This window comes from Methanospirillum lacunae, assembly GCF_003173355.1.
Lineage (GTDB): Archaea > Halobacteriota > Methanomicrobia > Methanomicrobiales > Methanospirillaceae > Methanospirillum > Methanospirillum lacunae.
In genome coordinates, this window is sequence record NZ_QGMY01000008.1 from 515,406 (window position 1) to 537,635 (window position 22,230).

General features: G+C 47.2%; 20 protein-coding genes. 7 read left to right on the forward strand and 13 right to left on the reverse strand.

Annotation, left to right across the window (positions count from 1 at the left end):
- Positions 1–118 precede the first annotated feature (118 nt).
- The 9 genes from DK846_RS12515 to DK846_RS12555 all read right to left on the reverse strand — a co-directional run bounded on the left by DK846_RS12515 (position 119) and on the right by DK846_RS12555 (position 11,808).
- Entirely contained in the window at positions 119–1,966 is a 1,848-nt protein-coding gene (locus tag DK846_RS12515) for an ASKHA domain-containing protein (RefSeq protein ID WP_245926543.1), read from the reverse strand.
- Between the two features lie 36 nt (positions 1,967–2,002).
- Positions 2,003–3,430, reverse strand: a complete 1,428-nt coding sequence (acsC, locus tag DK846_RS12520) for an acetyl-CoA decarbonylase/synthase complex subunit gamma (protein WP_109969283.1) — start codon at positions 3,428–3,430, stop codon at positions 2,003–2,005.
- 8 nt (positions 3,431–3,438) lie between these two features.
- Positions 3,439–4,689 (reverse strand): CO dehydrogenase/acetyl-CoA synthase subunit delta, encoded by a 1,251-nt coding sequence (gene cdhD / locus DK846_RS12525; protein WP_109969284.1) that lies wholly within the window; start codon positions 4,687–4,689, stop codon positions 3,439–3,441.
- Positions 4,682–6,106, reverse strand: coding sequence for a CO dehydrogenase/CO-methylating acetyl-CoA synthase complex subunit beta (gene cdhC / locus DK846_RS12530; protein WP_109969285.1), 1,425 nt, complete (start codon positions 6,104–6,106; stop codon positions 4,682–4,684). Before cdhC ends, cdhD begins: the two co-directional genes overlap by 8 nt.
- Positions 6,099–6,653 carry a carbon monoxide dehydrogenase beta subunit family protein gene (locus tag DK846_RS12535; protein WP_109969286.1) on the reverse strand — a complete coding sequence of 185 codons (555 nt, stop codon included), beginning with the start codon at positions 6,651–6,653 and terminating at the stop codon, positions 6,099–6,101. The genes cdhC and DK846_RS12535 overlap by 8 nt, the downstream gene beginning before the upstream one ends.
- Positions 6,654–6,658: 5 nt before the next feature.
- On the reverse strand, positions 6,659–9,013 hold the full coding sequence (gene cdhA / locus DK846_RS12540) for a CO dehydrogenase/acetyl-CoA synthase complex subunit alpha (protein ID WP_109969287.1): 2,355 nt from the start codon (positions 9,011–9,013) through the stop codon (positions 6,659–6,661).
- A gap of 144 nt (positions 9,014–9,157) precedes the next feature.
- Positions 9,158–10,021, reverse strand: a complete 864-nt coding sequence (locus DK846_RS12545; RefSeq protein ID WP_109969288.1) for a hypothetical protein — start codon at positions 10,019–10,021, stop codon at positions 9,158–9,160.
- A 225-nt stretch (positions 10,022–10,246) separates the two neighbouring features.
- Positions 10,247–11,008 carry an ATP-binding protein gene (locus DK846_RS12550; protein WP_109969289.1) on the reverse strand — a complete coding sequence of 254 codons (762 nt, stop codon included), beginning with the start codon at positions 11,006–11,008 and terminating at the stop codon, positions 10,247–10,249.
- A 14-nt stretch (positions 11,009–11,022) separates the two neighbouring features.
- Positions 11,023–11,808: an ATP-binding protein gene (locus DK846_RS12555; RefSeq protein WP_109969290.1), complete on the reverse strand. Its 786-nt coding sequence runs from the start codon at positions 11,806–11,808 to the stop codon at positions 11,023–11,025.
- A 149-nt stretch (positions 11,809–11,957) separates the two neighbouring features.
- Here DK846_RS12555 and DK846_RS12560 point away from each other — a divergent pair, with 149 nt between their 5' ends.
- Complete coding sequence (locus DK846_RS12560) at positions 11,958–12,806, forward strand: cupin domain-containing protein (protein WP_109969291.1); 849 nt, start codon at positions 11,958–11,960, stop codon at positions 12,804–12,806.
- A 22-nt stretch (positions 12,807–12,828) separates the two neighbouring features.
- Here DK846_RS12560 and DK846_RS12565 read toward each other — a convergent pair whose 3' ends face one another.
- A complete protein-coding gene (locus tag DK846_RS12565; protein ID WP_109969292.1) occupies positions 12,829–13,839 on the reverse strand; it encodes an NADH:flavin oxidoreductase in 1,011 nt (336 codons plus the stop codon).
- Between the two features lie 524 nt (positions 13,840–14,363).
- Between DK846_RS12565 and DK846_RS12575 the strand changes: the two genes are divergently transcribed.
- The 6 genes from DK846_RS12575 to DK846_RS12600 are packed head-to-tail and all read left to right on the forward strand — an operon-like array spanning position 14,364 to position 20,832.
- Positions 14,364–14,966, forward strand: a complete 603-nt coding sequence (locus DK846_RS12575) for a 4Fe-4S dicluster domain-containing protein (protein ID WP_109969294.1) — start codon at positions 14,364–14,366, stop codon at positions 14,964–14,966.
- A gap of 21 nt (positions 14,967–14,987) precedes the next feature.
- Entirely contained in the window at positions 14,988–16,877 is a 1,890-nt protein-coding gene (gene cooS, locus DK846_RS12580) for an anaerobic carbon-monoxide dehydrogenase catalytic subunit (protein WP_109969295.1), read from the forward strand.
- A gap of 23 nt (positions 16,878–16,900) precedes the next feature.
- Positions 16,901–17,422, forward strand: coding sequence for an NADH-quinone oxidoreductase subunit NuoE family protein (locus DK846_RS12585; RefSeq protein WP_109969296.1), 522 nt, complete (start codon positions 16,901–16,903; stop codon positions 17,420–17,422).
- Positions 17,419–19,119, forward strand: coding sequence for a (2Fe-2S) ferredoxin domain-containing protein (locus DK846_RS12590; RefSeq protein WP_109969297.1), 1,701 nt, complete (start codon positions 17,419–17,421; stop codon positions 19,117–19,119). Before DK846_RS12585 ends, DK846_RS12590 begins: the two co-directional genes overlap by 4 nt.
- Positions 19,116–19,934, forward strand: coding sequence for a 2Fe-2S iron-sulfur cluster-binding protein (locus DK846_RS12595; protein WP_109969298.1), 819 nt, complete (start codon positions 19,116–19,118; stop codon positions 19,932–19,934). Before DK846_RS12590 ends, DK846_RS12595 begins: the two co-directional genes overlap by 4 nt.
- Positions 19,927–20,832 carry an ATP-binding protein gene (locus tag DK846_RS12600; RefSeq protein WP_109969299.1) on the forward strand — a complete coding sequence of 302 codons (906 nt, stop codon included), beginning with the start codon at positions 19,927–19,929 and terminating at the stop codon, positions 20,830–20,832. Before DK846_RS12595 ends, DK846_RS12600 begins: the two co-directional genes overlap by 8 nt.
- 82 nt (positions 20,833–20,914) lie before the next feature.
- Here DK846_RS12600 and DK846_RS12605 read toward each other — a convergent pair whose 3' ends face one another.
- The 3 genes from DK846_RS12605 to DK846_RS12615 all read right to left on the reverse strand — a co-directional run bounded on the left by DK846_RS12605 (position 20,915) and on the right by DK846_RS12615 (position 22,079).
- Complete coding sequence (locus DK846_RS12605; protein WP_109969300.1) at positions 20,915–21,277, reverse strand: HepT-like ribonuclease domain-containing protein; 363 nt, start codon at positions 21,275–21,277, stop codon at positions 20,915–20,917.
- The gene (locus DK846_RS12610) at positions 21,270–21,554 is read right to left on the reverse strand and encodes a nucleotidyltransferase family protein (RefSeq protein ID WP_109969356.1); all 285 of its coding nucleotides are present in this window, start codon (positions 21,552–21,554) and stop codon (positions 21,270–21,272) included. The genes DK846_RS12605 and DK846_RS12610 overlap by 8 nt, the downstream gene beginning before the upstream one ends.
- A gap of 195 nt (positions 21,555–21,749) precedes the next feature.
- Positions 21,750–22,079: a winged helix-turn-helix transcriptional regulator gene (locus tag DK846_RS12615; RefSeq protein ID WP_109969301.1), complete on the reverse strand. Its 330-nt coding sequence runs from the start codon at positions 22,077–22,079 to the stop codon at positions 21,750–21,752.
- Between the last annotated feature and the right edge of the window lie 151 nt (positions 22,080–22,230).

A 22,230-nucleotide genomic window follows, 5' to 3' on the forward strand; every position in this document is an offset into this window, starting at 1 on the left:
TTGGGGTCACCTATGAATGCGGCAGTTCCCATTGTAAGCATTCAGAAGATCATCCATCGTTTGGTTATTTAAAATAGATGTTAATAACAAAAAGTTCGTGACATTAAAATAATAATGATCAGTTATTCTTTCTGAAAAAAGATGGAAATAATTCTCTTTTTCCCGGAATCCTGAGTGCAGCCCAGTATTCATCGATAAAATCCGTGTCAACCAGAAGATCGATGTATCCCATTTTTTCTGCAATACTGATTGCCCGGTCCCGGTTATCTATTGAAATAAGTGATTGATAAGCACCAGACAGTGATCCGTTACCGATCCTGTGATACTCTGCATGTGGAAACTCTGGAATGATTCCAAATTCGGTCAGTTTTTCTATTGAACCATATGTACCAAAGGCTCCGGCAAGATATACGTGTTTGATATCTGTGATCTTGATCCGGTATTTCATCATTAGAACGCTGATTGCTCCACAGACAGCAGCCTTTGTATCCATAAGATATGCCATATCCTGCTTTGTGATCACGATATCTCGCCCGGTTCCTGATTTCTCTGCAGGAACAAGCACATATCCGGGACCATCTTCAGTGTTTCTTACCCCTGGAGCACCTTCAACAAACTTTCCGGTAAAGTCAAGAATCCCGGCAGCAGCCATGGCTGGTGCTGCATCGATGATACCTGATCCGCATATACCTTTAGGCAGTGTGTCACCAATCACCCTGATTACTGCCTCACCGGTTTCACGTTCTATCGATGCATGTTCTATTGCCCCGAGCATCGCCCTCATTCCGCATCGAAGCCCTGCACCTTCAAATGCCGGTCCTGAAGCACATGATGTTGAGACAAGCCAGTCCCGGTTTCCAAGCACGATCTCGCCATTTGTTCCAAGATCGATGAGGAGTGAGAGGTCTTCTGACTGATCGATCCCTGCAGTGATCAGATCTCCCACTGCATCTCCCCCGACAAATCTGCTCACTGCAGGCAAACACCAGATCCATCCTTTCTTATGAATCACGAGACCAGATTCCTGAACTCGCATTAGGATTGGCGTTGTGGAAATTTCAACATCAACATAGTCAAGAGGACTTGGATCAATCCCAGCAAAAAGCCAGCACATGACGGTATTTCCCCCGATACAACAGTCAACTACTGCATTCTGATCGATCCCGGCATCAGAGATCAGTCTGCCGATCGCTTCGTTGATACTACCAATAGCTGCAGACCTGAGAGATGCCAGACCTGAAGGAGTGCGACCAATTACAATCCGGGTTACGAGTTCCTCCCCATACGTGATCTGTTTGTTTAATGCGGATGCCCGGGCCAGGATCTTTCCTGTGCTGAGATCCACGAGAAGGGCTGCGACGGTTGTCGTCCCGAGATCGATAGCAACTCCATATGCTTTTGGAATACTCTCTGAATTATTGATCTCAATAACTTCGGGCGACCCTCCGGTAGTCGTGATAAGAGCCGATACTGGCTCAGATGATGCCAGGATTCTGGTGATAATTTCAGTGCTGATCTGCGGTTTAACACCTGTATACCCAGGCAGACGAATCGATGGTCCGAGTATGGCAGATGGTCCGTCTTTTACCACCTGAACCTGAAACCATCTTCCAGCTGGCTTAAACTCCCCTTCATTTACTTCTGATGTGAGCAGAATCTGCGGTTGATCAATCCGTGATTCTACCGGTATGGTAAACTCAGCATCTGACCAGACTTTTGTCAGACAGGCTAGTTTATATCCGTGTCTTCTCTCTCCTGGACTGAGGCACTGCGAGCAGATATCCTTATCCTCTGAACAGTCCCCCCTGATTCGGATGATCCTGCATTTACCACACTGTGCTTTTCCACCACAGATAGCCTCAAACTGGATCCCTGCCCCCCTGATGGCATCAAGCACGGTCTTTCCGGCAGGCACGGTTACCATCCGGCTCATCGGGTTGAAGAGGATCGTTACAGTCTTTTCCACGTATCGATCTCCCTGCGGTACACTCACGAAAAAAAGTTAATTCCCTTCTTGAGGAGGCCAGTGTTCACGGATCATCTTGCCAATTCCTGAAGAGTCACGGGGACCGACCAGGATCTGCCAACCGCTCGCCTCTTCAGTCTCTCCTGAAAGTCGTGCAGCGAGCCCGGGCAGGATGAGATATCGGTGAGTAACCTTTTCTTGGACGCCAGAATTTCGTAGTGCATCACCAATCTTCTCAGCGTTCAGATACCGGCCTGCAACCGCTGCTTCGACAGAAAGACCACCGGTTTCTGTGACAATGAGGTAACAGTCAATCTTTGCAGCCTTGATATCTGATTCAACAGTAAAGAAGGTCAGGGCATAGTTTGAAGTTATAAACACTGGTGCATCAGGCCCTGGATTGCCAAATATCCTCAATCCCGGTTCAACAGATACTGGCTTTCGTGGATCAGTATAGAGGCCAAATCTCCAGATGAGCTGAGGAAGCACGGCCCATCCGTCAAGACTATGCATGATGAGCAGATCTGCATATCTGGTCATCAGGATTGAAGCTGTGTATACCTCTTGCCACCGGTTTACCTCATCACTCAGTTCCTGCCCGGTCCAGACAGAAATGGGTGTTCCAAGAATTGGAAGACCGAAGAGTGAATCCCCATCCCTGCATGCTGCCTTCCTGATCGCAGTGAAAGAGAAGACAGTTCCGGCAAGTCCTTCATCTCCGAATGTTCCGGGATCAAGCACAATATCTGTAATCCCACATGCCTGGAGAGTTTTGACCAGAGATCGGAGGAGTGAAAGATCTCCTGGGGCAGAGGCAACCAGCGGGCATCCATGACTTACCGCGAGATCTGCCATTGCTCTCCAGTTCTTAGAGGTTGCAGCATAGATTAGGGGATGTCTGTTTCCAGCCACATCAAGTCCTGCCTTCATCACTCCGGGATCATGGGTACAGAGGATAAGGGGGAGATCAGAGCTTTCAACTACCACTTTCACTGCTGCTTTAAATCGGTCTACGTCACCGGTCACTGACCTTACTGCGATTGCATCCAGAGTAAGTGTCCTGCCAATATATCCGTATGAAAATCCGGCTATCTTGTGAACACGTGCATTTATCGCAGCAGCGTCCATGTCGTCAGATACATCAATTGCAATAGGTGGTGGGTACTGGTACGTAAACTCATGACGCTGGAGAACGTGTTTTCCCCCGACTGTAATTTTTCTGTCTGACCCTATTGTTATTGCCTTCACTGGCGGTGCAAGAAGTTCCTGCAGTTTTATAAAAGAGTCTTTGTACTGACTGTCATGAATCGGAGGACATCCCCCGGCCACTGCTTCACCATTGACTACCTTTGTAGCAAATGCCATACAGTTTGGGACACCACACTCACCACAATTTGTTCGTGGAAGGAGTTTGTACACGTCAATCGGGCTGATCTCTCGTATCCCTTTCTTCTTTTCTGACATGTTGCCCCCTAAATTCTGGCAGTCACCCATGACGCATCAGTTGCTCCTTTTGCTGCAGTTCCTGCGATCAACCTGGATGATACATCACGCATTGTTGAGACTGCAAGTGGATGCATCATCAGGAAGAGATCCACTCCTGCAAGAAGCAGTGTCAGGCTCCCTATTGTCTCCCAGATAGGGCCACGAAGATCTCCTGATCCATATTCTGGTCCTAGATCCATCCATGCCTCACGTGCTGACCAGGCGTTTGTCGCTGCTGAGATCGTTGGATGCTGTAACTCAACATCTCCCATGAGTCCTGCAGTTCGCGCCCGTTCATGGATCGTAAATGAGTATTCAAGACCATATCCAAGAGCAACTGTTGTCAGGTCGTTTAGGATACGATCTGCAGGGAAGAACTGGTACAGACGTCTGTTCAGTTCCTTGGCGCTGTTCAGATCAAGACCGGTAAAAGCAAGGATACAGTGGCCATGCTTATCTGCTGCTTTTGCCACCGGTTCCAGGGTTTTTACTTCAGCCATATCAGATGTCACTGAGTTGAGGAGGAGTCGTTCCCCTTCTGCCATCTCTGCTATCTCAACAAAAGTCTGTGCATCCTTCTTTGGATCACCACATCCGCCGATGATGATCGGTACATCCACAGCCTGAAGTACATCCTCTACTGTCTTTGCCGCTTCCCTCGGACTGGCATCAGAGATGAGAGGGTCGGTGCTGAGCAGATGAACAGTGACCATGTCTGCACCATATTTCTCAACATTCATTTGTGCCCAAGCTGCCGGATCGTTGATAACCTCCGTGAGATGGTTTTTGAGAGCACGTGGCATGGGAAACGATGTATCAAAGACATCCATGGCAATAACCGGTGGATGAGCTGGTGGCACTTTTGGATCAGTAAATGGCGGAGTTCGTGCACCACCCACCGTTATTGTCTTTCCCCTGCTCCCTCCTTCTCCTTTTGTTGCACCGAGTGTAACTTCCCGGATACGTGCAGGATATGACTCAGGTATTGGTGTGAATGGTTCAGTCAGAAGTTTTTCCGGCCATTTTGATCGATCAATGATGGAAACATCATGGGGAGGTATGGCACCAGGCATTGTAAGACCTGGAAGATAAACTGTTGATCCTCCAACCGGAATTGTCAGTTCCAGTTCTGCCAGATCCAGTTCAACATTCTCGAGAATTATCTCTCGTCCTGCCAGGAGTTCTGCAATTCCGGGTCCCAGAAGCCGGAGTAGTCCGGAGAGTTCTGACTCATCCATTACTGTTTCCTCCTTTCCTTTCAGGCTCTATCGGTCTTATGATCACCTTTTCAGCAAATATCTTTGCATTCTTTAAAATGATCTTTACTCCTCCGGCAGTAATTGGCAGTTCTCCTGCTACAAATACTGGTTTCTGCCCTCCCTGAACGAATGGGGATCCTTGATCCTCTGATCCAGGGGTATTGATATCTTCAATTTCCGACGATGCCCATTGAAGAGCCAGAGGATGAGACATTTTTATGAGAAACTCTTTGAGTGATGGAATATCTGTTGAATCTGTCTCTGTTGCTATTTTTTTGGAAATGTCTTCTGGGATAAACCCGGAGAGACTATCTTTGATCTCTTTGGGCATCCACACGATGGCGTTCCATCCCCCGTCAGCACAAAGGAATTTTCTGGATCTCATATACTCCAGTGAGATGCCATGAAAACCTTCCACCTGTCTTCCACCGGCGGTTGAATCTGCAAGAGTAGAAAAAGCCAGGCCATTTACGGTAGGTCCAGGGAACCTGCGATGCACGATCCCAAATCCTTCAACTTCAGGAATATAGAATGCGATGGCTTCAAAGCAGCCGCAGGAGGTATGCGGGTATCCGAATGCAGAATAGAGGTAAACCCTGTTTACCTCACCCATCGACCTTTTTTTAGCATGCTCGTTTATCCCTGAGTATTCCCCCTTGTCTGGATCAATGCAGGCATCTTTTGCAATAGGAAAAATCGGCCCTTCAGGATCCATACGGGCTGCGGCCCTTCCATCAAACCAACTGATAGCTCCGCAGTTTGCGTACCGTTCTGGTGTAATAACACAGATATGTGATGGTGCAAACGACTGGCAGAGGGCACATCCATAAAATGTGTCAACCTGCTCATCAGACAGACCCCGGGCACGTGCATCTCTTGATTCATACCGTTCACGTGCCATGGCATAGCAGGAGTTGAAATCCTCACCTGCGGTTATGAAGGTGATCTGGATCTTCTCAATAAGAGCCAGTTCGCTCCGGTAAAGCCTTTCAATTGCTTTACCAATGTAAACGAAACTATCAAGTCCTTTCGCATAGGATTTTTTCCCGATTCTAATCCAGATATCATATCGCTGGTTGAGATGCATGACACCCTGGATGTAGTTCATGTACTCGTGAATCCGGCGTTCAAGGACTCCTTCAAGATCCTCTTCAAGCTTCGATCCTGCTACCTCGACAAGGATACCAAACCTGGCATGAGATCCCGGAGGGATATCTTTGAGATCAGGCCCGATGACTGATATTTTACCGTCTTCGATTGCATCGGGGTTTCTGACCAGCACAATCTCAAACTTCTGGTCGACCTTTGGACCTCCAAGCTCGACCTGCATGTCCTCTTTTCTGATCCTCTCTCCTTCAAAGACCAGCCCAACTTCTACCGGAATGTCTTCAAACATGCTTTTCCCCATTTTCAAGTAAAACTGCGGCTGCCTGCAGTTGTTTTTTCCATGGATCTACTGCAATATTCCCAAATGACCAGGTTGCATGCGGTTGATATTTTCTATTCAGATTTATTGTATTTAGGTGTGGTGCCGAGTTTCGAAGTCCGGACAGAATTGTCCAGCAGAATGAATAGGGAATTGCAGCAAACAGCACAAGATCATACTGACCCAGATTATCAAACCCTTTCCACTCCGGGTCTCTGAGTCGATCGGCTATCTCCATCCCTCCCATAATAGCTTCTATACTGATTCCATGACTGATAAGTCCCTTTACTGCAGGAGATGTTCCCAGTACCGGGATGTGCCTGACACGTGAAACAGTACTTATAAATCCGGTTAATGATTCACAATCCGGACTTGTTGCTGCAATTTCGTGTCCGATGATGAATATTGGCCGTTTCACCCGATTTAGAAGTGCAACAATGACTTCGGGTTTCCCGATAACTGATGCATGGGATGTTCCTCCCATCTCTGCCCGTATCCAAGAATCATCCCCTGCCATTTTTGTTACTCCTTTGCATCCCGTATTTGTGATTTTAGCATGGTTGGATTTGGTATCGGTTGTTCGTTGTATCCTTTCTGCTCAAGGATGGGAAGGATCTGCTCTTTCATCGTGATTGGGATATCAGCCTGTGACCTGACAAAGAGGTTGAGGTCATCAGGCATCTGGTCATAAAGGCGCCTGTACAGATCAACGTAATTGGTAAGTTTCATTGATCTTCCCCGGGAAGTGTCATTTGGTCGCATGCAGAGTTTTGCAGCAAGCGTCATTGCCTCTTCCGGAGTTTCTGCAGCAATAAAGAGGTGTTCAGGTACAGGGCCTACCTGTACCTTCTCACCGGTCCGGGAATCATACACAAACCAGTCTTCTGGTTTATCCTTCCTCCCAAGAAGCATACGTCTGTACTTCGATCCATGAGGGCCTACGATGACCGGAATGCCAAGTCGCCAGAATCCAGCTGCAATTGCTGCTGCTTTCTGGGACATTGCTCCCCAGGCTATTCCAACAGCCCCGACACGGTTATACACGTAATCTGCAATCTCTTCGTAATTGCCCCGGAGACTCCGTTTTGCAAATATACTTGCAATCTTAATGGTTGCACCGGCAATATGAGCATTTGAGACACAGGATCCAACGTTCACGATTCCTCCGGCATCGAACCGGCCATGAAACTCTTCGTATGGTGTCTGTCCGTCTTCATTGCGGTACATCCCGATAGCCATTGCCGAGCAGCCTGAAGTGACAACGATATATCGCCGCCGGGCAAACTCCCGTGCCATATCAGCGACTTCTTTAGCCCCGTTCCCGTAATTTGCGCAACCGATAAAAGCCACAACGCCCGGGATCTCACCGAGAACTATCGGGCCTCCAACCTCCCTGATCTCGATATCCTGGATTGCACCACGGCCTGCCCTTACATTAAACCGTTCGGCACAAATCTGGGTTTCAGCAGCAGAGAGTATTGCACTATGGACCGGAATTTCCTTGGAACAGACATCTTCGCATTTCCCGCAACCGATACAGGAATCATAGAGAGAGGCTAGTGCAGATAAATCTCCATCTCCTGCCTGTTGAACTGCGATAGCAAGGGGCATCGAAGCCGGGCATACTCGTGAACACTCCTGGCATCCTTTACACCGTTTTGCCAGTTCAAAAAGATCTTCTATTGGTGGAATAGCCCTGAAATTTCTTCCTTTCTCTTTTACTGCTATAGCAGTCCGGACTGCCACTTCACCAACCTTTTCTGGATCAAGAATAAGAACCCCTGGTGTCTTACCGCTGAGAAGGTCTTCAATAATCGCCTCAGGTTCATCCCCTGTCCGGTCTGGAAGGCCAGAGCAGTTCATGGAACTGGTTGCGATGAGTGGTGCATAAATCTGTTGTGCTTCAATGAGCAGATCAGCCCTGACACATTGTTCATCTACTACAATCACATCCGGAACACCGCTTCTGATATAGCGGAGTTGCCATGATATCGGCCCGATGATCTTTGCGTTTGGATCATACCGGGTCAGGTCCACCGCAGTACAGCATATCCCGGTGATCTCAATTGTTCCGCTTAAATTCTGCTCTCTGGCATAGTCGATAATTTCGATTGCTGGAGGAACATTGTGCCCTACAACAAGGATAACCGGTTTTTCAGCGTCAACGGTTCCAAGTCCAAGTTCAATGAGTGATGCATCAGGGTCTGCTTTCGGGAATGAGAATGCTGATATCTGGGCAATATCTGCAACCTCGAGACCAACATGATCCATGGTCCCGGCATGGAAGACTTTGGACTCAAAGTCTATAGCATCACCTTCCTGGCCGGTATGTGCAGCTGCAAGGAGTTCGGTGGTCTGGCGTTCGCAGTAATCGAGAACGATCTCAAGATCTCCGAGTGTGGTTGGTTTGATTCCACAGACTAGCCTGATGATTGGTGCTTCAGTCTCGATAGAATTTCCACCAATATCAAGGAGATGGCGTCTGCCATATGTTTTGATAAGATGCGTTACGAGATGACGGGCATGACTAATATGGGTTGCAGCGCCAATACAGGCTGCAAGTAGTACGATTCTGGATTGTTGTGCTTCCATCCCAATACCGCAGGCACCCTTTTTTCCTCCTGACAGGTCGCACTTTCCGTATGTACAAAGGCAACATAGGTCACAGAATGGGAGATATAAGGGTTTATACCGGGAAAGAAGCATCCGATCCCAGTTCCTGAGATCAGTGTGCGAAGGCATTGGTGTTGGCCCTTCATCCTCATCCCACTGGTCACCACGCAATGATCCTATGGAAACCTTAAGGTTCTTTAGTGATGCAGCGCTGGACTTCAGGTCATCCAAGGTAAGTGTAACGTTTTTCCTGTTCACAGTCATCGGCTAGTATATTCTGACTGTACATTAGGAGGACAGGAGTTAATTAGCGTATACCCTCTTGGGAGGATATGGTAATTTCTGCTATGAGAAATGATCGGAAAACTTGTGAAAACTTCAAAAAAGGGATTATTAGGGTTTCAGAGTTTATACTCTGAATCCGGAGTTGTAGGTGAAGGCCTTCTGCAGGGTCTTGATTCCACCGGTTACTTCGGTGTTGTCTTTCCAGCTGTTGGTTGCAGAGGTCTTGTTCCAGGTTGCTGCACCATCTGATGTTGTTCCATCACGTGCATAGTTGCTGTCGCCACCGTCACGGGCTTCCATAATGCTGCCTGCGAAGACGGTCTTAACAGTACCCTCTGCAAAGCCGCTTCCTGAGTTTGCATCAGGGGTAACTGCAATCTGGTAGTTCAGGCCTGCTGGTACATCTGCGGTCTCAGCGACTGCACGGATCTGTCCCTTGGTTGAAACCTGAGCGCTGTTAACATTGACGAGGCTGCTCTTTGCAGAGACAATGTTACAGAATGCTGGCAGGATGCTTCCATTCAGGGTTGAGAAGACACAACGGATGTTGTTATCTGCATTTGCGTAGTTACCTGCAACTGAGAGAGTGTACTCTTCCTCACCAACAAGGTGTGCACCTTCGGTGCTGGCGTAGGTCAGAACCTTCTGTGACTCAATGTTGTAGAGACCAGATCCCTGGTTCTTTGAGTTGAAGTCGAAGTTCTTGTTCTCTGCGAGCTTACCACCATTGGTCAGGATTGCATCCTTGTAGGTAACATCAGAGATTGACTGACCTGCTCCCAGAATACCGGTTGGGATTTTTCCTGGATTTGCAATAACCCAGGACATGGTTGACTTATCATCAACTGCACCAGTGGCATCGATAACGGTGTCAATGGAGAAAATCTGGTTTTCAGGGGTTGCGTTTGGAAGGCGGTCTGCTGCTGCAAAACCGACGATTGCCACAAGGGCAACCAGTGCAATAGTTGCGATGTATCCGAATTTCATTACAGTACTCCTACAATTATGCTGATACTCTATGCATCAACTTGTATCAATTATTCATCAAAGAATAAATGCTTGCTGGGGTCAACAGGAAGGCCTCTTCCACCTATTATATATATCCTTTATGAATTTCATGACTATATGAATTCGAAAATACCAAAACGAATATTTTAGAATTGATTGGAATTTTATGAAACTGATGCATGGGGAGATTTCATCTTAAATTCATTAGTATCCTGCATTTTCCAGAATTTTTTTAACAGATAATGGTCCTGGAATATCTAAAGGCAACCCAATCAACGGAAGGCCTTCAATTACCCGGTTAGCGACTACTTCATCATATTCGATCTTTCCCAGGTATCGGATCTCACTGATCTCTTTTGCACGGGAACCAAGTTCTTGCGGAAACAGAAATCCTCCAATACTGGAAAAATTTTTCCAATGAATTCCCGACTCTTCTGCAACTCTTTTTGCCCGGATCAGGTGAGAGAATGATTTACTGGATGGGCCGATGACATCAAATATCTCATCCACATCGGCAGTAACCCGGCGGTTCAAATGTTCAAGGCCACCAGGAGCATCGATGAGGACATATTTGTACTGTTTGGTCAGTCTTGAAAGTGCATCCCGGAGCGCTGCATCGGGCATGCAATAGCACCCTTCTACCCATTTAGTTCCAAGAGCAAGGAAATCAAAGTTTTTCCCCTCGTAGAGTCCGTCTCTCCATATCCGGTGCTCGATTCTTTCTGAGGGAGCAACTCCTATGGTAGTTCCACCTTTGCCGATGAATGTATCTTCAAGAAGTTCGGCTACCGTCTTACGTCCTTCTGCTTCAAGATCCACTCCAATCATCTCCCCAAGATTCTGATCGGGATCAAGATCGACGAGCAAGAGTGGAGTGTCCCCTTTCCTGATGAAATAATCAGCCATCAGGCTTACAAAACTTGTTTTGCCGGTACCTCCCCGGCCCATTGTGACAATAATCTTCATGGTACTATCAAATGTTAGCCGGACAGAAAATTCTGTTCAAGGGACTCGGCAAGAGTTTGAACTGCTGTCACCGCTTTATATTCTGTTTCTGTTATCACTGGCTTTCCTATCATTCCTGATGCGAGAATATCCTGATCATATGGAATATATGCCAGGATCGAAACATTATGTTCTTTGGCTGATTCACGGATTCTGTTCTCCACGTCCGGGCCGGTCACTCTATTTGCTATATATGCAATGTTTGGTATTCCTGACGGCCTGGCAAGGTCTGCGATTCTCCCTGCAGTTATTAATGATGCCTGATGTGCGTCTGTTATGATTAAGAGGATATCAACATTCTTCGCAGTTCCTCTCCCCAGATGTTCCACTCCTGCCTCCATATCCATAATAAGGATTTCATTACGCTCGACAATGAGATGAGACATCAGTGTCCGGATGAGGTTATGAGCCGGACATGCACATCCTGATCCCATTGCCCTGACCATTCCCATAACAAGGAGTTGCACTCCGCATGGGGTAGAAGCAGCCTGAGATGATACAATGTCATCAACAGTATATGATAATTTAAAGACGCCCGGAAAATCAGTTTTTGTCTTCTCATCAATGAGGATTTGGTTTTCTGCTATCGGAAGAATCCGGGATGCCTCTTCTGGTGACATACCAAGCATAAGGGCAAGGTTTGGTGATGTGTCAGCATCTATTGCGATGGTTTTCAGGCCTTTTGCAGCATACATGCAGGCAAGTGTTCCGGCAATGAAAGTCTTTCCGACTCCACCTTTTCCTGCTATTGCTATCTTCATTGTTATTACCTATGGCTCGTATCTGTTTACCGTTCAATATGATGGTTATTCATAGAGTACCCCTGAAATTATGACCCCTGATAAAAACCTCTTCTTGGGGTCTGATTTTCATTTGAAAAGTTTATTATGTTGCAGTAAGAGTTATTCGTATGGATCCGAGTCGCATCGTTGTATACCTTATTATTTCTCTTGTAGTTTTTCTGTCTTCCCAGGGGTGTTATGCAGAATCTGACAATGGCAGCCAATTAGTCGGAAACGTTATTTCTGCTGATACTTTGAACCAAAATCTATCCCAGAATCCGGCAGGGGTAGACATCCTTCATCTACTGAACCAGTCAGGGTCAAGTGGAACACCTGCATCTGTCAGGATTATCCAGGTAAATCCCGGAGCTGTATATACTCCTGGTGCAGCCAATTCTGCTCCCGATACATTATATCTGATTTCTGGAACTGCCAGGGTATCAGCTGATACCTCATCTGTTAATGCAAAGTCCGGGGATGCAGTTGTTGTTCCAGAAGGATCTTTGTTCGACATAGAAAGCATCGGAAATGAGACTCTTACCTTTATATCTGCTCTTTCATCACCGGTTCAGGTTCAGGAAACAGAAAAACAAAGTATGTATGTAAAATCACCCGGTGAGGTTACTACAGTTATCCTTGGAAATGAGACTGATAACACTAGTTTTAATGTAAGCAGGATTCTTGACACAAATGGCGATGCTCTTCCGTTATCATATGATTTAGCTGTTGTTTCTGTACCGGCAGGGCATACAATCGGATCTCACTACCTGGATAGCGGAGAGATTGGATACATGCTTGAAGGATCAGGTGAAATAACGATCGGGTGTGCTGTGCATACTATTAAAAAAGGGGATGTTTTTTTCATTCCTTCAAAGGCTGTACAGAAACTGATTGCTTCAGCAGACCTGAAATACGTCCTTCTCACTGATCCCTTTTATAAACCCGGTGAAGATTTTCCAGTTTCATCATCCTGTTAAACCCGGATACCCTTTTTTCATTTTATCTGAATGGACAGACAATAGCATCCTGTTTTCGGCATGCATCACATGACGTACATGCTGCTTCAGAGTCAGGATGTTCCTTCCATGTCTGAACCAGGTTCGGCTCCCTGATGAATGGCCGGGACATGGAAAAGTAAGCAATATTTGTAGCATTAAGAATTTCATTCATGACAGCCGGATTCCTGTTCATTCCTACCATGATTACCGGAGTTTCTATCAATTTTGCAATCGTGGCTGCGTAATCTCTGAATACGGATTCTGAATATTTTCCCCTTGGTGGAAGAGGGAGTCCTTTCCCGGCTCCACCGGTGATCTCAATTCCATTAATTCCTCTGGCTGATAACTGGGTGCATGTATATTGGCAGGCTTCAAAAACCCCGTCATCTTCACCCTCAAAATCTCCACAGTTGATCTTGATAAAAATCCCAAACTCAGTACCAACCCTTGAACGAACCTCGTCATAGATCTCTAAAATAAACCTGCCCCGGTTTGCAACCGAACCTCCGTACATGTCAGTTCGTGTGTTCTTTTTTGAGCTTAAGAACTGGCTTAAAAAGTACCCATGCCCTGCGTGTATCTGTATTCCATCAAAGCCTGATTTTTTCGCTCGTATTGCTGCCTCACCATATGTCCGTGAGATCGCGTATAATTCATGAAGGGTGGACCCTCCGGGTGTCTGCCAGTCTCCACCTCTTCCAACAAAGGTAATCTGCATAACAACCGGAACGTCATGCTGATGAATCATTGAGGTCATCTCATGATACCCGGGAATAAGTGAGTCGTCAGCAATACTCATCATACCCGGAAGACCAGTGGGATCAGGAACTATGGTGGTTGCTCCGGTGATGATCAACCCTACCCCTCCCTGAGCGAGTTCATCATAGACTTTGATCAGGCGTTCGGTGGGCTGACCGGACAGATCAGCCATTGCTTCCCAGGTGGCTGATCTGACAAATCTGTTTTTCAGAGTTAGAGGACCGATTTTTGTTGTATCAAACAGGGTTCGCATGATTTATTCACCTATCATAGTTTGGGGAATATTCTGTTCCCTCTCTGTCGGATGGGTTATAATTGGTTGACCTCCTGTAATCACACCCACTCCTAGAATGCGTTCTATTACATCCAAGAAAGAAAATTGTGAGAGGTTTCTCATTACTATCTTTTTCATAGTGATGGTATTTGTATGGGTCAGATTCTTACTGGTTACCCTGGGAAGGCAGGGATACCCAGTTACTAGTCGGACAGTGAGATGATTTGCCGGATTTCCAGTTTCATGAAAACTAATCAGATCATTTTCTTTGTCATTACTTTTTGTTGGAACATGATCCACAGACTTCAATTCAGTAGCAGTTTCCGGTTTTTTGGAACCCGGTTAAATCATCCACTACATAAGGAAATTTTCTTCTGAATTATCGCCAGTCCGTAGATCACAATATAGATATGTACTGAATGTGAACACTCGGTCATTACTCTGTATTTTATTAGCAGGATTTTGTTCAGTTTAAAAAATGTAAGGAGAGGTGATGAGATTTTATGAAGACCGTCTTTGTACGGCAGGATAGGTGTGTCGGATGCAGGCATTGTGAAATTGCCTGTGCTGTCGAACACTCGGAGAGTAAGGACTTATTCCAGGTTTTTACCGAGGAAAAACCATCCCATCCGCGCATTCACGTCGAATCCGTGGATAATTATCTCTCGTTTCCCAACCGGTGCAGGCATTGTGACCCTGCTCCCTGTATGCAAGTCTGTCCGACACGTGCATTGAGCCGGGACGAGGCGACCGGTTCAGTTCTGGTATCATATACCCGGTGTATTCAGTGTAGTGTCTGTGCTATGGCATGTCCGTTCGGGATCATCACGTTTCAGCAGGTCAGGCAGCTGGAGAGTGATCGGGAGGTCAATGCAAAGTGCGACAATTGTATTGGACGGTTATCAGAAAACCGGATCCCGGCATGTGCAGAGGCATGTAAAACCGGAGCCCTTGAGTTTGGTGACGTGAACGATCTCATTAAAGAGACAAGGGCTGACCTGACCATGAGGCTCATCAGGTCACAGGGTTCGGACATACAGGGACCGGCAATGCCGGATAATATTCGGGCATATAAAGCAGTTATGGAGACTATTGCCAATCTTTGAGGATTTCAGGGAGAGAAGATTATGTTCAGTTCGTCAGATATTAAACAGGAAGCAGAGAAGCGGGCACTGGATACAACCGACCAGGAGATCATCGGAAAGGCAATAGAAGACGGCATTGAGACTGCATGGGAACGGTTCGCCCTCCAGCAGCCACAGTGTGGGTTCGGACAACTCGGTGTCTGCTGTAATAATTGTGCGATGGGGCCGTGTCGGATCGATCCATATGGAGGAAAACCATCACACGGAGTTTGTGGAGCGAATGTCGACACTATTGTCTCCAGAAACCTGCTCGATGATCTCTCGGTCGGTGCAGCTGCACACTCAGACCATGGCAGGGAAGTTGTTGAGGTTCTGCTTGAGACAGCAGAGGGGAAATCTGAAGGCTACCGGATCTGCGACGAAGAAAAACTGAAACGGGTCGCTGAAGAGTACGGAATCGGGACTGCCGGGAGATCAAAAGAGGATATTGCAAAAGATCTCGCCCTTGGAATGCTCGCAGAGTTTGGGAGTGTTAAGGGCTTTATTCAGATGGCAGAACGAGCTCCGGATAAGACAAAAGCGATCTGGACAGAGTTTGGCATTACTCCACGGGGAATTGACCGGGAGATCGTGGAAGCTATGCATCGTGTCCACATGGGGGTAGATGCAGACTTCATAAATATTCTCCTTCATGCAATGCGAACCGCCCTTGCAGATGGCTGGGGAGGATCGATGATTGCCACCGATTGTTCTGACATTCTCTTTGGCACTCCAAAGCCTCTGACCTCCTGGGCAAACCTTGGAACACTAAGCACAGACAAGGTGAATGTTGTCCTTCACGGTCACAATCCTCTCCTGTCAGAGATGATCGTTCAGGCAGTCGAGGACCCGGAACTGAAAAAGTATGCAATTGAGAAAGGAGCTAAAGGGATCAACCTCGTTGGAATGTGTTGTACCGGCAACGAACTTTTGATGCGTAGTGGAATCCCGATTGCAGGGAATGTTCTCGACCAGGAACTTGCGATTGCTACCGGAGCCGTCGAAGCGATGGTGGTTGATTACCAGTGTATCTTCCCCTCGATTCCGGCAACAGCGGGATGCTACCATACAAAAGTTGTTACCACCAGCAGGAAGGCAAAGATCCCGGGAACGCAGTATATGGAGTTCAGTGCAGAGACTGCTCTTTCAACTGCAAAGGAGATCATCAGGCTGGCCATCGATAACTATCCGAACCGGAACCTTGACCGCGTGAGAATCCCGGGAAAACCAATGAAAGTAATGGCCGGTTTCTCGGAAGAGGAGATCAGAAAAGCACTTGGCGGAACATACAAACCGCTGATTGATGCCATCGTTGCCGGCCAGATCAAAGGTGTTGTTGGTATTGTCGGATGTAATCATCCGAGGATCAAGCAGGATTATGGGCATGTAACCCTTGCAAAAGAACTGATTAAGCGTAATATCCTTGTTGTGGAGACCGGATGTGCAGCGATAGCCTGTGGGAAGGCAGGGCTTCTCCTGCCTGAAGCTGCAGATAATGCCGGTTCCAGACTCAAGGCTGTATGCAATCTTCTTGGTATTCCGCCGGTGCTCCACATGGGATCATGTGTTGACAACTCGCGGATCCTTGTCATGGCCTCGATGGTTGCAAAAGAACTCGGCGTTTCGATTGGTGATCTTCCACTTGGTGGAGCAGCACCCGAGTGGTACTCACAGAAGGCTCTGCCTATCGGGACGTACTTTGTTGCGTCAGGTGTATACACAGTTCTCGGGATTCCACCCAAGATCTTTGGGAGTAAGAATGTACTGAATCTCCTTGCTGAAGGCCTCAAGGGAATAACGAACTCAGCGTTTGCAGTCGAGCCCGATCCGGTGAAGGCTGCTGATCTTCTTGAAGAAGAGATCAACCGTAAGCGTGCAGCCCTTGGCATCTGATCTCATTCCTTTTTGGTCAGACCATGAATGACACAACATTTCATGAGATTATCTCACGGTATCATTCCCCTTCGGGAAGAACACTCGGGATACTGCGGGATATCCAGATACAGGAAGGCTATATTCCCCGGGAACTGCTCAACCGGGTTTCTGTTGAACTGAATGAACCTGTTTCACGACTGTACAGTCTGGTCACCTTTTATTCATTCTTCAGCCTGCACCCGGTTGGAGAACATATGATCACGGTCTGCATGGGAACCCCATGTCATGTCAGGGGAGCAGAGAAGATCCTTGAAACTCTGCAGTCGCTCCTTCAACTTTCAGGGGAGAGTAAGGACGGAAAATATTCGCAGACCACGCAGGATAATATGTTCACCGTTGAAATTGCCCGATGTTTTGGAGCCTGTAGTATGGCTCCGGTGCTCCATGTTGATGGCGATCTCTACGGATATGTAACACCCGAGAAGATCCCTGATATCCTTTCTCGTTACGGGTGGAAGGGAACCGGGATCAGCCAGTCGGAGAACAGGAGTGATGCGAGATGACCGGCTTTGTCGGACCGATAGAGACTCCCGAAGATCTCTCAAAGGTCAGGGAAATTGGGCTTTCAAAACTGCTAAACCGTCCGAGGATCGCAGTCGGTCTTTCCACGTGTGGGATTGCTGTAGGCGGTGAGAGACTTTTTGCACGGCTCAAGGAGATCATCTCATCAGGAGGCTATAATATTGCTCTTGTCCGGGTCGGATGCATCGGGTTCTGTAAGGAGGAACCGATTGTAAATATCACGATCCCGGGAAAACCGCTCGTAATCCTGCACCAGGTCTCCGAGAATGATGCAGAAGCGATTGTAAATGCCGTGCTCAAAGGGGGCGTTCCTGATGAGAAAGTACTCTGCAAGGTTTCATCATGGGATCATATCACCAGAACAATAATCTACGGAACCGGATTTGAACAGATTCCTGATTATCACGATATCCCGTTCTTTAGCAGACAGACAAAGGTGATCCTTCGCGATGCCGGGTTCATCAATCCTGAAGATATCGACGAGTACATCGCAGTCGGCGGGTACCAGGCCTTTGTCTCTGCAGTCTCTTCCCGGACCCCTGAAGAAGTTATTGATATCGTGAAACAGTCAGATCTCCGGGGCCGTGGTGGTGCAGGATTTCCCGCAGGTCTGAAATGGGAGATCACACGGGAAGCAAAAGGTCATCTCAAGTATATTGTCTGCAATGCAGACGAGGGTGATCCCGGTGCGTACATGAACCGGAACGAGATGGAAAGCGATCCTCACATGCTTATTGAGGGGCTGCTCATCGGTGCATATGCTATCGGGACATCTGATGCCCTTATCTATATCAGAGCCGAGTACCCGCTTGCCATCGAGAGGCTCAGGAAAGCAATAGATCAGGCACGTGAGTATGGACTTGTTGGCGAAAACATTCTCGGGACTGGGTTTTCGTGTGATATTCAGCTTGCAACCGGTGCCGGTGCATTTGTCTGCGGTGAATCAACCGCCCTTGCTGCCTCTATTGAGGGTAAGACCGGACGACCACGTCCACGTCCTCCCCGGCTCACTGATAAAGGAATCTGGGGGAGGCCGACCGATCTCAACAACGTGGAGACCTTTTGCAATGTTCCGGTGATTCTTACCCGTGGTGCAGAGTGGTACCGGGGAATCGGTGCGAAGGGCAACACCGGAACCAAGGTTTTCTCTCTTGTCGGCAAGGTAGAGAATGTCGGGATGGTCGAGGTTCCACTTGGGACAACGCTTGACACCATCGTGTCAGAGATCGGAAATGGTGGAGCCGGGGGAAAGTCGGTCAAGGCTGTGCAGACCGGTGGACCGTCAGGCGGATGTATCCCTGCCCGGCTCTTTGATACACCGGTTGACTTTGAGCACCTGAACGAGGCTGGGTCTATGATGGGTTCCGGTGGTATCGTTGTGATGGACGAGGATACCAACATGGTTGATATCGCCCGGTATTTCATCAATTTTGCCACCAGCGAGTCATGTGGGAAGTGTGTTCCCTGCCGTGAAGGGCTCAAACATACACTGCTGATCTTAAACAAGGTCATGGCAGGGAAGGGAACTGCTGCTGATCTTGAGATGCTGGAGTCTCTTTCTGATACCATACAGGCAACCTCACTTTGTGGTCTCGGGCAGACTGCACCAAATCCGGTTCTTACAACGTTGAAATACTTCAGAGAAGAGTATGAGGCCCTGATTTCGGAGGGGACATGACTGAAGGGCCAAAGATGGTGACGGTCACCATCAATAAAAGTCAGTACCGGGCAGAGGAAGGGGAGACGATGCTCTCGGTTGCGATGCGAAATGGCATTGATATTCCGCATCTCTGCTATGAAGAGTCACTCGATCCCTATGGTGCATGCCGGCTCTGCATGGTTGACCATGTCACATGCGGAAAGCGGACGATGATGACTGCCTGCACAATGCGGGCGAAAGAAGGGTTAGAGATCATGACCGACACGCCCGAGATCGTCAAATACCGGTCAACACTGTTTGAGCTTTACCTTTCACAAGCTCCAAAGTCTGATGTCATCAAAAAAATGGCTGCACGATATGGGGTCACAAAGACGCGTTTTCTCAAAAAGATTGTACATGACGATCCGCTCGGGGGAAAATGTATTCTCTGTGGATTGTGTGTCCGGGTCTGCGATGAGATCATGGGCGGGAGTGCTATCGGATTTATCAACCGGGGTCCTTCAACGGTTGTGAACACCCCGTTCTTTGATGAGAATCCTGCTTGTCTAGGCTGTGGAACCTGTGCAAAAGTCTGTCCCACTCATGCAATTGAGATCGAGGATCAGGGTGATACCAGGGTTATGAAATCATGGTCAGGAACAAGGATCAAACTTCAGGAATGCCCGGACTGTGGGCAGTATTTCGTACCAAAAGCAATGCTTGAAGAGATTCAGAGCATTCCCGATCCCGGGATCATCGATGAACTGAAAACTCTCTGCCCTGCTTGCAGGGCTAAAGAGATCGCAAAGAGTGTCTTCAAATCAACCTTCCAGGGATCAGTTTATCATGGATGATTCTGACCGGAAAACCCGGATTTATGAAACAGCAGGAGAACTGCAGCGAAAAGCCAGGTCTGGTGAGAATGGTTTTCGGGTTGTGATCACAGGGAAAGGAGGTGTAGGCAAGACTACGATAACTGCCATTCTTTCTCATCTTTTTGTGAAGCAGGGATTTTCAACGCTTGCTGTTGACGAGGATCCTCAGATGAATCTCCCCTATGCTCTTGGTGTTCCAACAAGTGAGGAAATTGTTCCGATTACCGGGAACCTGGATTACATTGAGGAGAAGACCGGAGCCCGGCCCGGCAGCGGCTGGGGTCTGATGATGTCACTCAATCCCGATGTCTCTGACGTTGTCGAGCGGTTTGGGATGAAAGGGCCCGGTGATATGAATATCCTGGTGATGGGAACGGTTGTCCAGGCAGCTGCAGGCTGTCTCTGCCCAGAGAATACTCTTCTTGACTCGGTAATCAGGTATATCAATCTCCGGGAAGGTGAAGTGATATTACTGGACACTCAGGCCGGGGTTGAGCATTTCGGAAGAGCCCTGGCCCGGGGATTCGGCCAGGCATTACTTGTGACAGATCCGACGTTTAATGCAGTGCAGGTCGTGAAAAAGGCGGTACAGCTTGCACAGGATCTTGATATCAAGAGAAGGTACCTTGTAATTAACCGGGTGAGATCTGAACGTGATATCAAAAAGGTGTATTCGATTCTTGGGGATACGGTAGATCTTTTTTCCGGGATGTTTTACCTGCCGTACGAGTCAGAGATGCTTGAGTGCGAGCCTGATGTCAGGGGAATCATCGGAACCGAGTCCGGGTTTGTTGCGGGAGTGGAGGAGATCAGGAGAGAACTTGAAGCGTGTTGTCAGGGATATGATGGGGTTGTTCCCGATGATTCTCCAGGATGAATGAATCTCTCTTTTCTGATGGATTTGAGTAAGATTAATTATTGATGACAGAGGTGTATTTCTTCTTGTTTACCACTAATCACTATGAACTCTCTTTCTTTTTATCACATTCTTGGGCGATGATTCTGGTTATCTCGTCCTGTAACTCCGGCACTTTATGAACGATAATATCCCATAGGATATCCATATCTATTCCAAAATATCCATGAATCAAAACATCCCGGAATCCTGACACCGCTTTCCAGTCTATTTTCGGGTAAGTCGTCTTGATATTATCACTCAGGTTTTTCACTGCTTCCCCGATAATCTCAAAATTACGTATTACAGCATCTATCCGCATCTGATCATCGGTAAATTCTTCAAATGTAAGGTTCTTGATATACAATTGAATATTTTTTATCGCATCTGCAATATCGGTGAGATAGAGTAACTGTGACCTAGACATAGATTACATCTTTCAGAATTGGATCACGGATGAGTGGTTTAAGGGCAGCATCGGTGACGAGATCAACCTTACGTTTAAAGAGATCTTCAAGATAGAATTTTGTCCCCATAAAATTATCAAATGTTTTTTTACCTTGCTGGAATGTAACCAGGACATCCACATCACTGTCCGGTTGCTCTTCCCCACGGGCAAATGAACCGAAGATGCCGATCTTCATAACACCGAATTTTTCCTGAAGATCCGGTTGCGACTGACGAAGAAGCATGAATGGGTCCATTTTGATCCTATACCTTTGAGGTTTTTGTTGTCTTGAAATTATTGCATCGATGAAGCACATATTTCTGTTCTGGTTACCTGGCTATTGAAGTTGAAACAGAGATGTAATTGGAATAAGATCACTTGGAGAACCGAAGGTAATAGTAGTGATCAATCGAAAAGGGTTTTGATTCTTATCTCTCCTCATAATTTCTAATCATATCTTTGGTCTGTGTTCAGATCCCCATGCAGCCATCATCTCCAGGATTGGGACCAAGGTTTTTCCTTTTTCTGTCAGAGTATATTCAACCCGTGGTGGTATTCCCGGGAATTCTTCACGATGAATTATATTTTCAATTTCCAGGGCATGTAATTGCTGACTTAAGATTTTATCAGATATTGTCGGAAGTCGTTTTTTTATCTGTCCATATCGCTGTACCTTTTGCTTTTGTAGTAACCAGAGTATTACCCACTGCCATTTTCCACCGACAATGGAAACCGTATACGACATGGGGCAGATCAAAAGATCAATAGGCCCGGCTTTCACGTAATCACTCTACTTCTGTCAAGAAAAACCCGGTACTACATTGAATGGGTTTTCATGACAAAATGAGGAGAGCCAGAAGGCAGGAACGGTGACTGACGAGACAACATAAGGATTTGCAGGATGAACTATGCTATCAAAAGTTACAATAAAG

Coding starts and splice junctions, on each gene's coding strand:
- DK846_RS12560 (WP_109969291.1), top strand. CDS start 11,958: ATGGATCCGAGTCGCATCGTTGTATACCTTATTATTTCTCTTGTAGTT.
- DK846_RS12605 (WP_109969300.1), bottom strand. CDS start 21,277: ATGTCTAGGTCACAGTTACTCTATCTCACCGATATTGCAGATGCGATA.
- DK846_RS12585 (WP_109969296.1), top strand. CDS start 16,901: ATGAATGACACAACATTTCATGAGATTATCTCACGGTATCATTCCCCT.
- DK846_RS12535 (WP_109969286.1), bottom strand. CDS start 6,653: ATGGCAGGGGATGATTCTTGGATACGGGCAGAGATGGGAGGAACATCC.
- cdhC (WP_109969285.1), bottom strand. CDS start 6,106: ATGTTTGAAGACATTCCGGTAGAAGTTGGGCTGGTCTTTGAAGGAGAG.
- cdhA (WP_109969287.1), bottom strand. CDS start 9,013: ATGACTGTGAACAGGAAAAACGTTACACTTACCTTGGATGACCTGAAG.
- DK846_RS12595 (WP_109969298.1), top strand. CDS start 19,116: ATGACTGAAGGGCCAAAGATGGTGACGGTCACCATCAATAAAAGTCAG.
- acsC (WP_109969283.1), bottom strand. CDS start 3,430: ATGTCAGAAAAGAAGAAAGGGATACGAGAGATCAGCCCGATTGACGTG.
- DK846_RS12550 (WP_109969289.1), bottom strand. CDS start 11,008: ATGAAGATTATTGTCACAATGGGCCGGGGAGGTACCGGCAAAACAAGT.
- DK846_RS12555 (WP_109969290.1), bottom strand. CDS start 11,808: ATGAAGATAGCAATAGCAGGAAAAGGTGGAGTCGGAAAGACTTTCATT.
- DK846_RS12575 (WP_109969294.1), top strand. CDS start 14,364: ATGAAGACCGTCTTTGTACGGCAGGATAGGTGTGTCGGATGCAGGCAT.
- DK846_RS12545 (WP_109969288.1), bottom strand. CDS start 10,021: ATGAAATTCGGATACATCGCAACTATTGCACTGGTTGCCCTTGTGGCA.
- DK846_RS12610 (WP_109969356.1), bottom strand. CDS start 21,554: ATGGACCCATTCATGCTTCTTCGTCAGTCGCAACCGGATCTTCAGGAA.
- DK846_RS12590 (WP_109969297.1), top strand. CDS start 17,419: ATGACCGGCTTTGTCGGACCGATAGAGACTCCCGAAGATCTCTCAAAG.
- DK846_RS12600 (WP_109969299.1), top strand. CDS start 19,927: ATGGATGATTCTGACCGGAAAACCCGGATTTATGAAACAGCAGGAGAA.
- DK846_RS12565 (WP_109969292.1), bottom strand. CDS start 13,839: ATGCGAACCCTGTTTGATACAACAAAAATCGGTCCTCTAACTCTGAAA.
- cooS (WP_109969295.1), top strand. CDS start 14,988: ATGTTCAGTTCGTCAGATATTAAACAGGAAGCAGAGAAGCGGGCACTG.
- cdhD (WP_109969284.1), bottom strand. CDS start 4,689: ATGGATGAGTCAGAACTCTCCGGACTACTCCGGCTTCTGGGACCCGGA.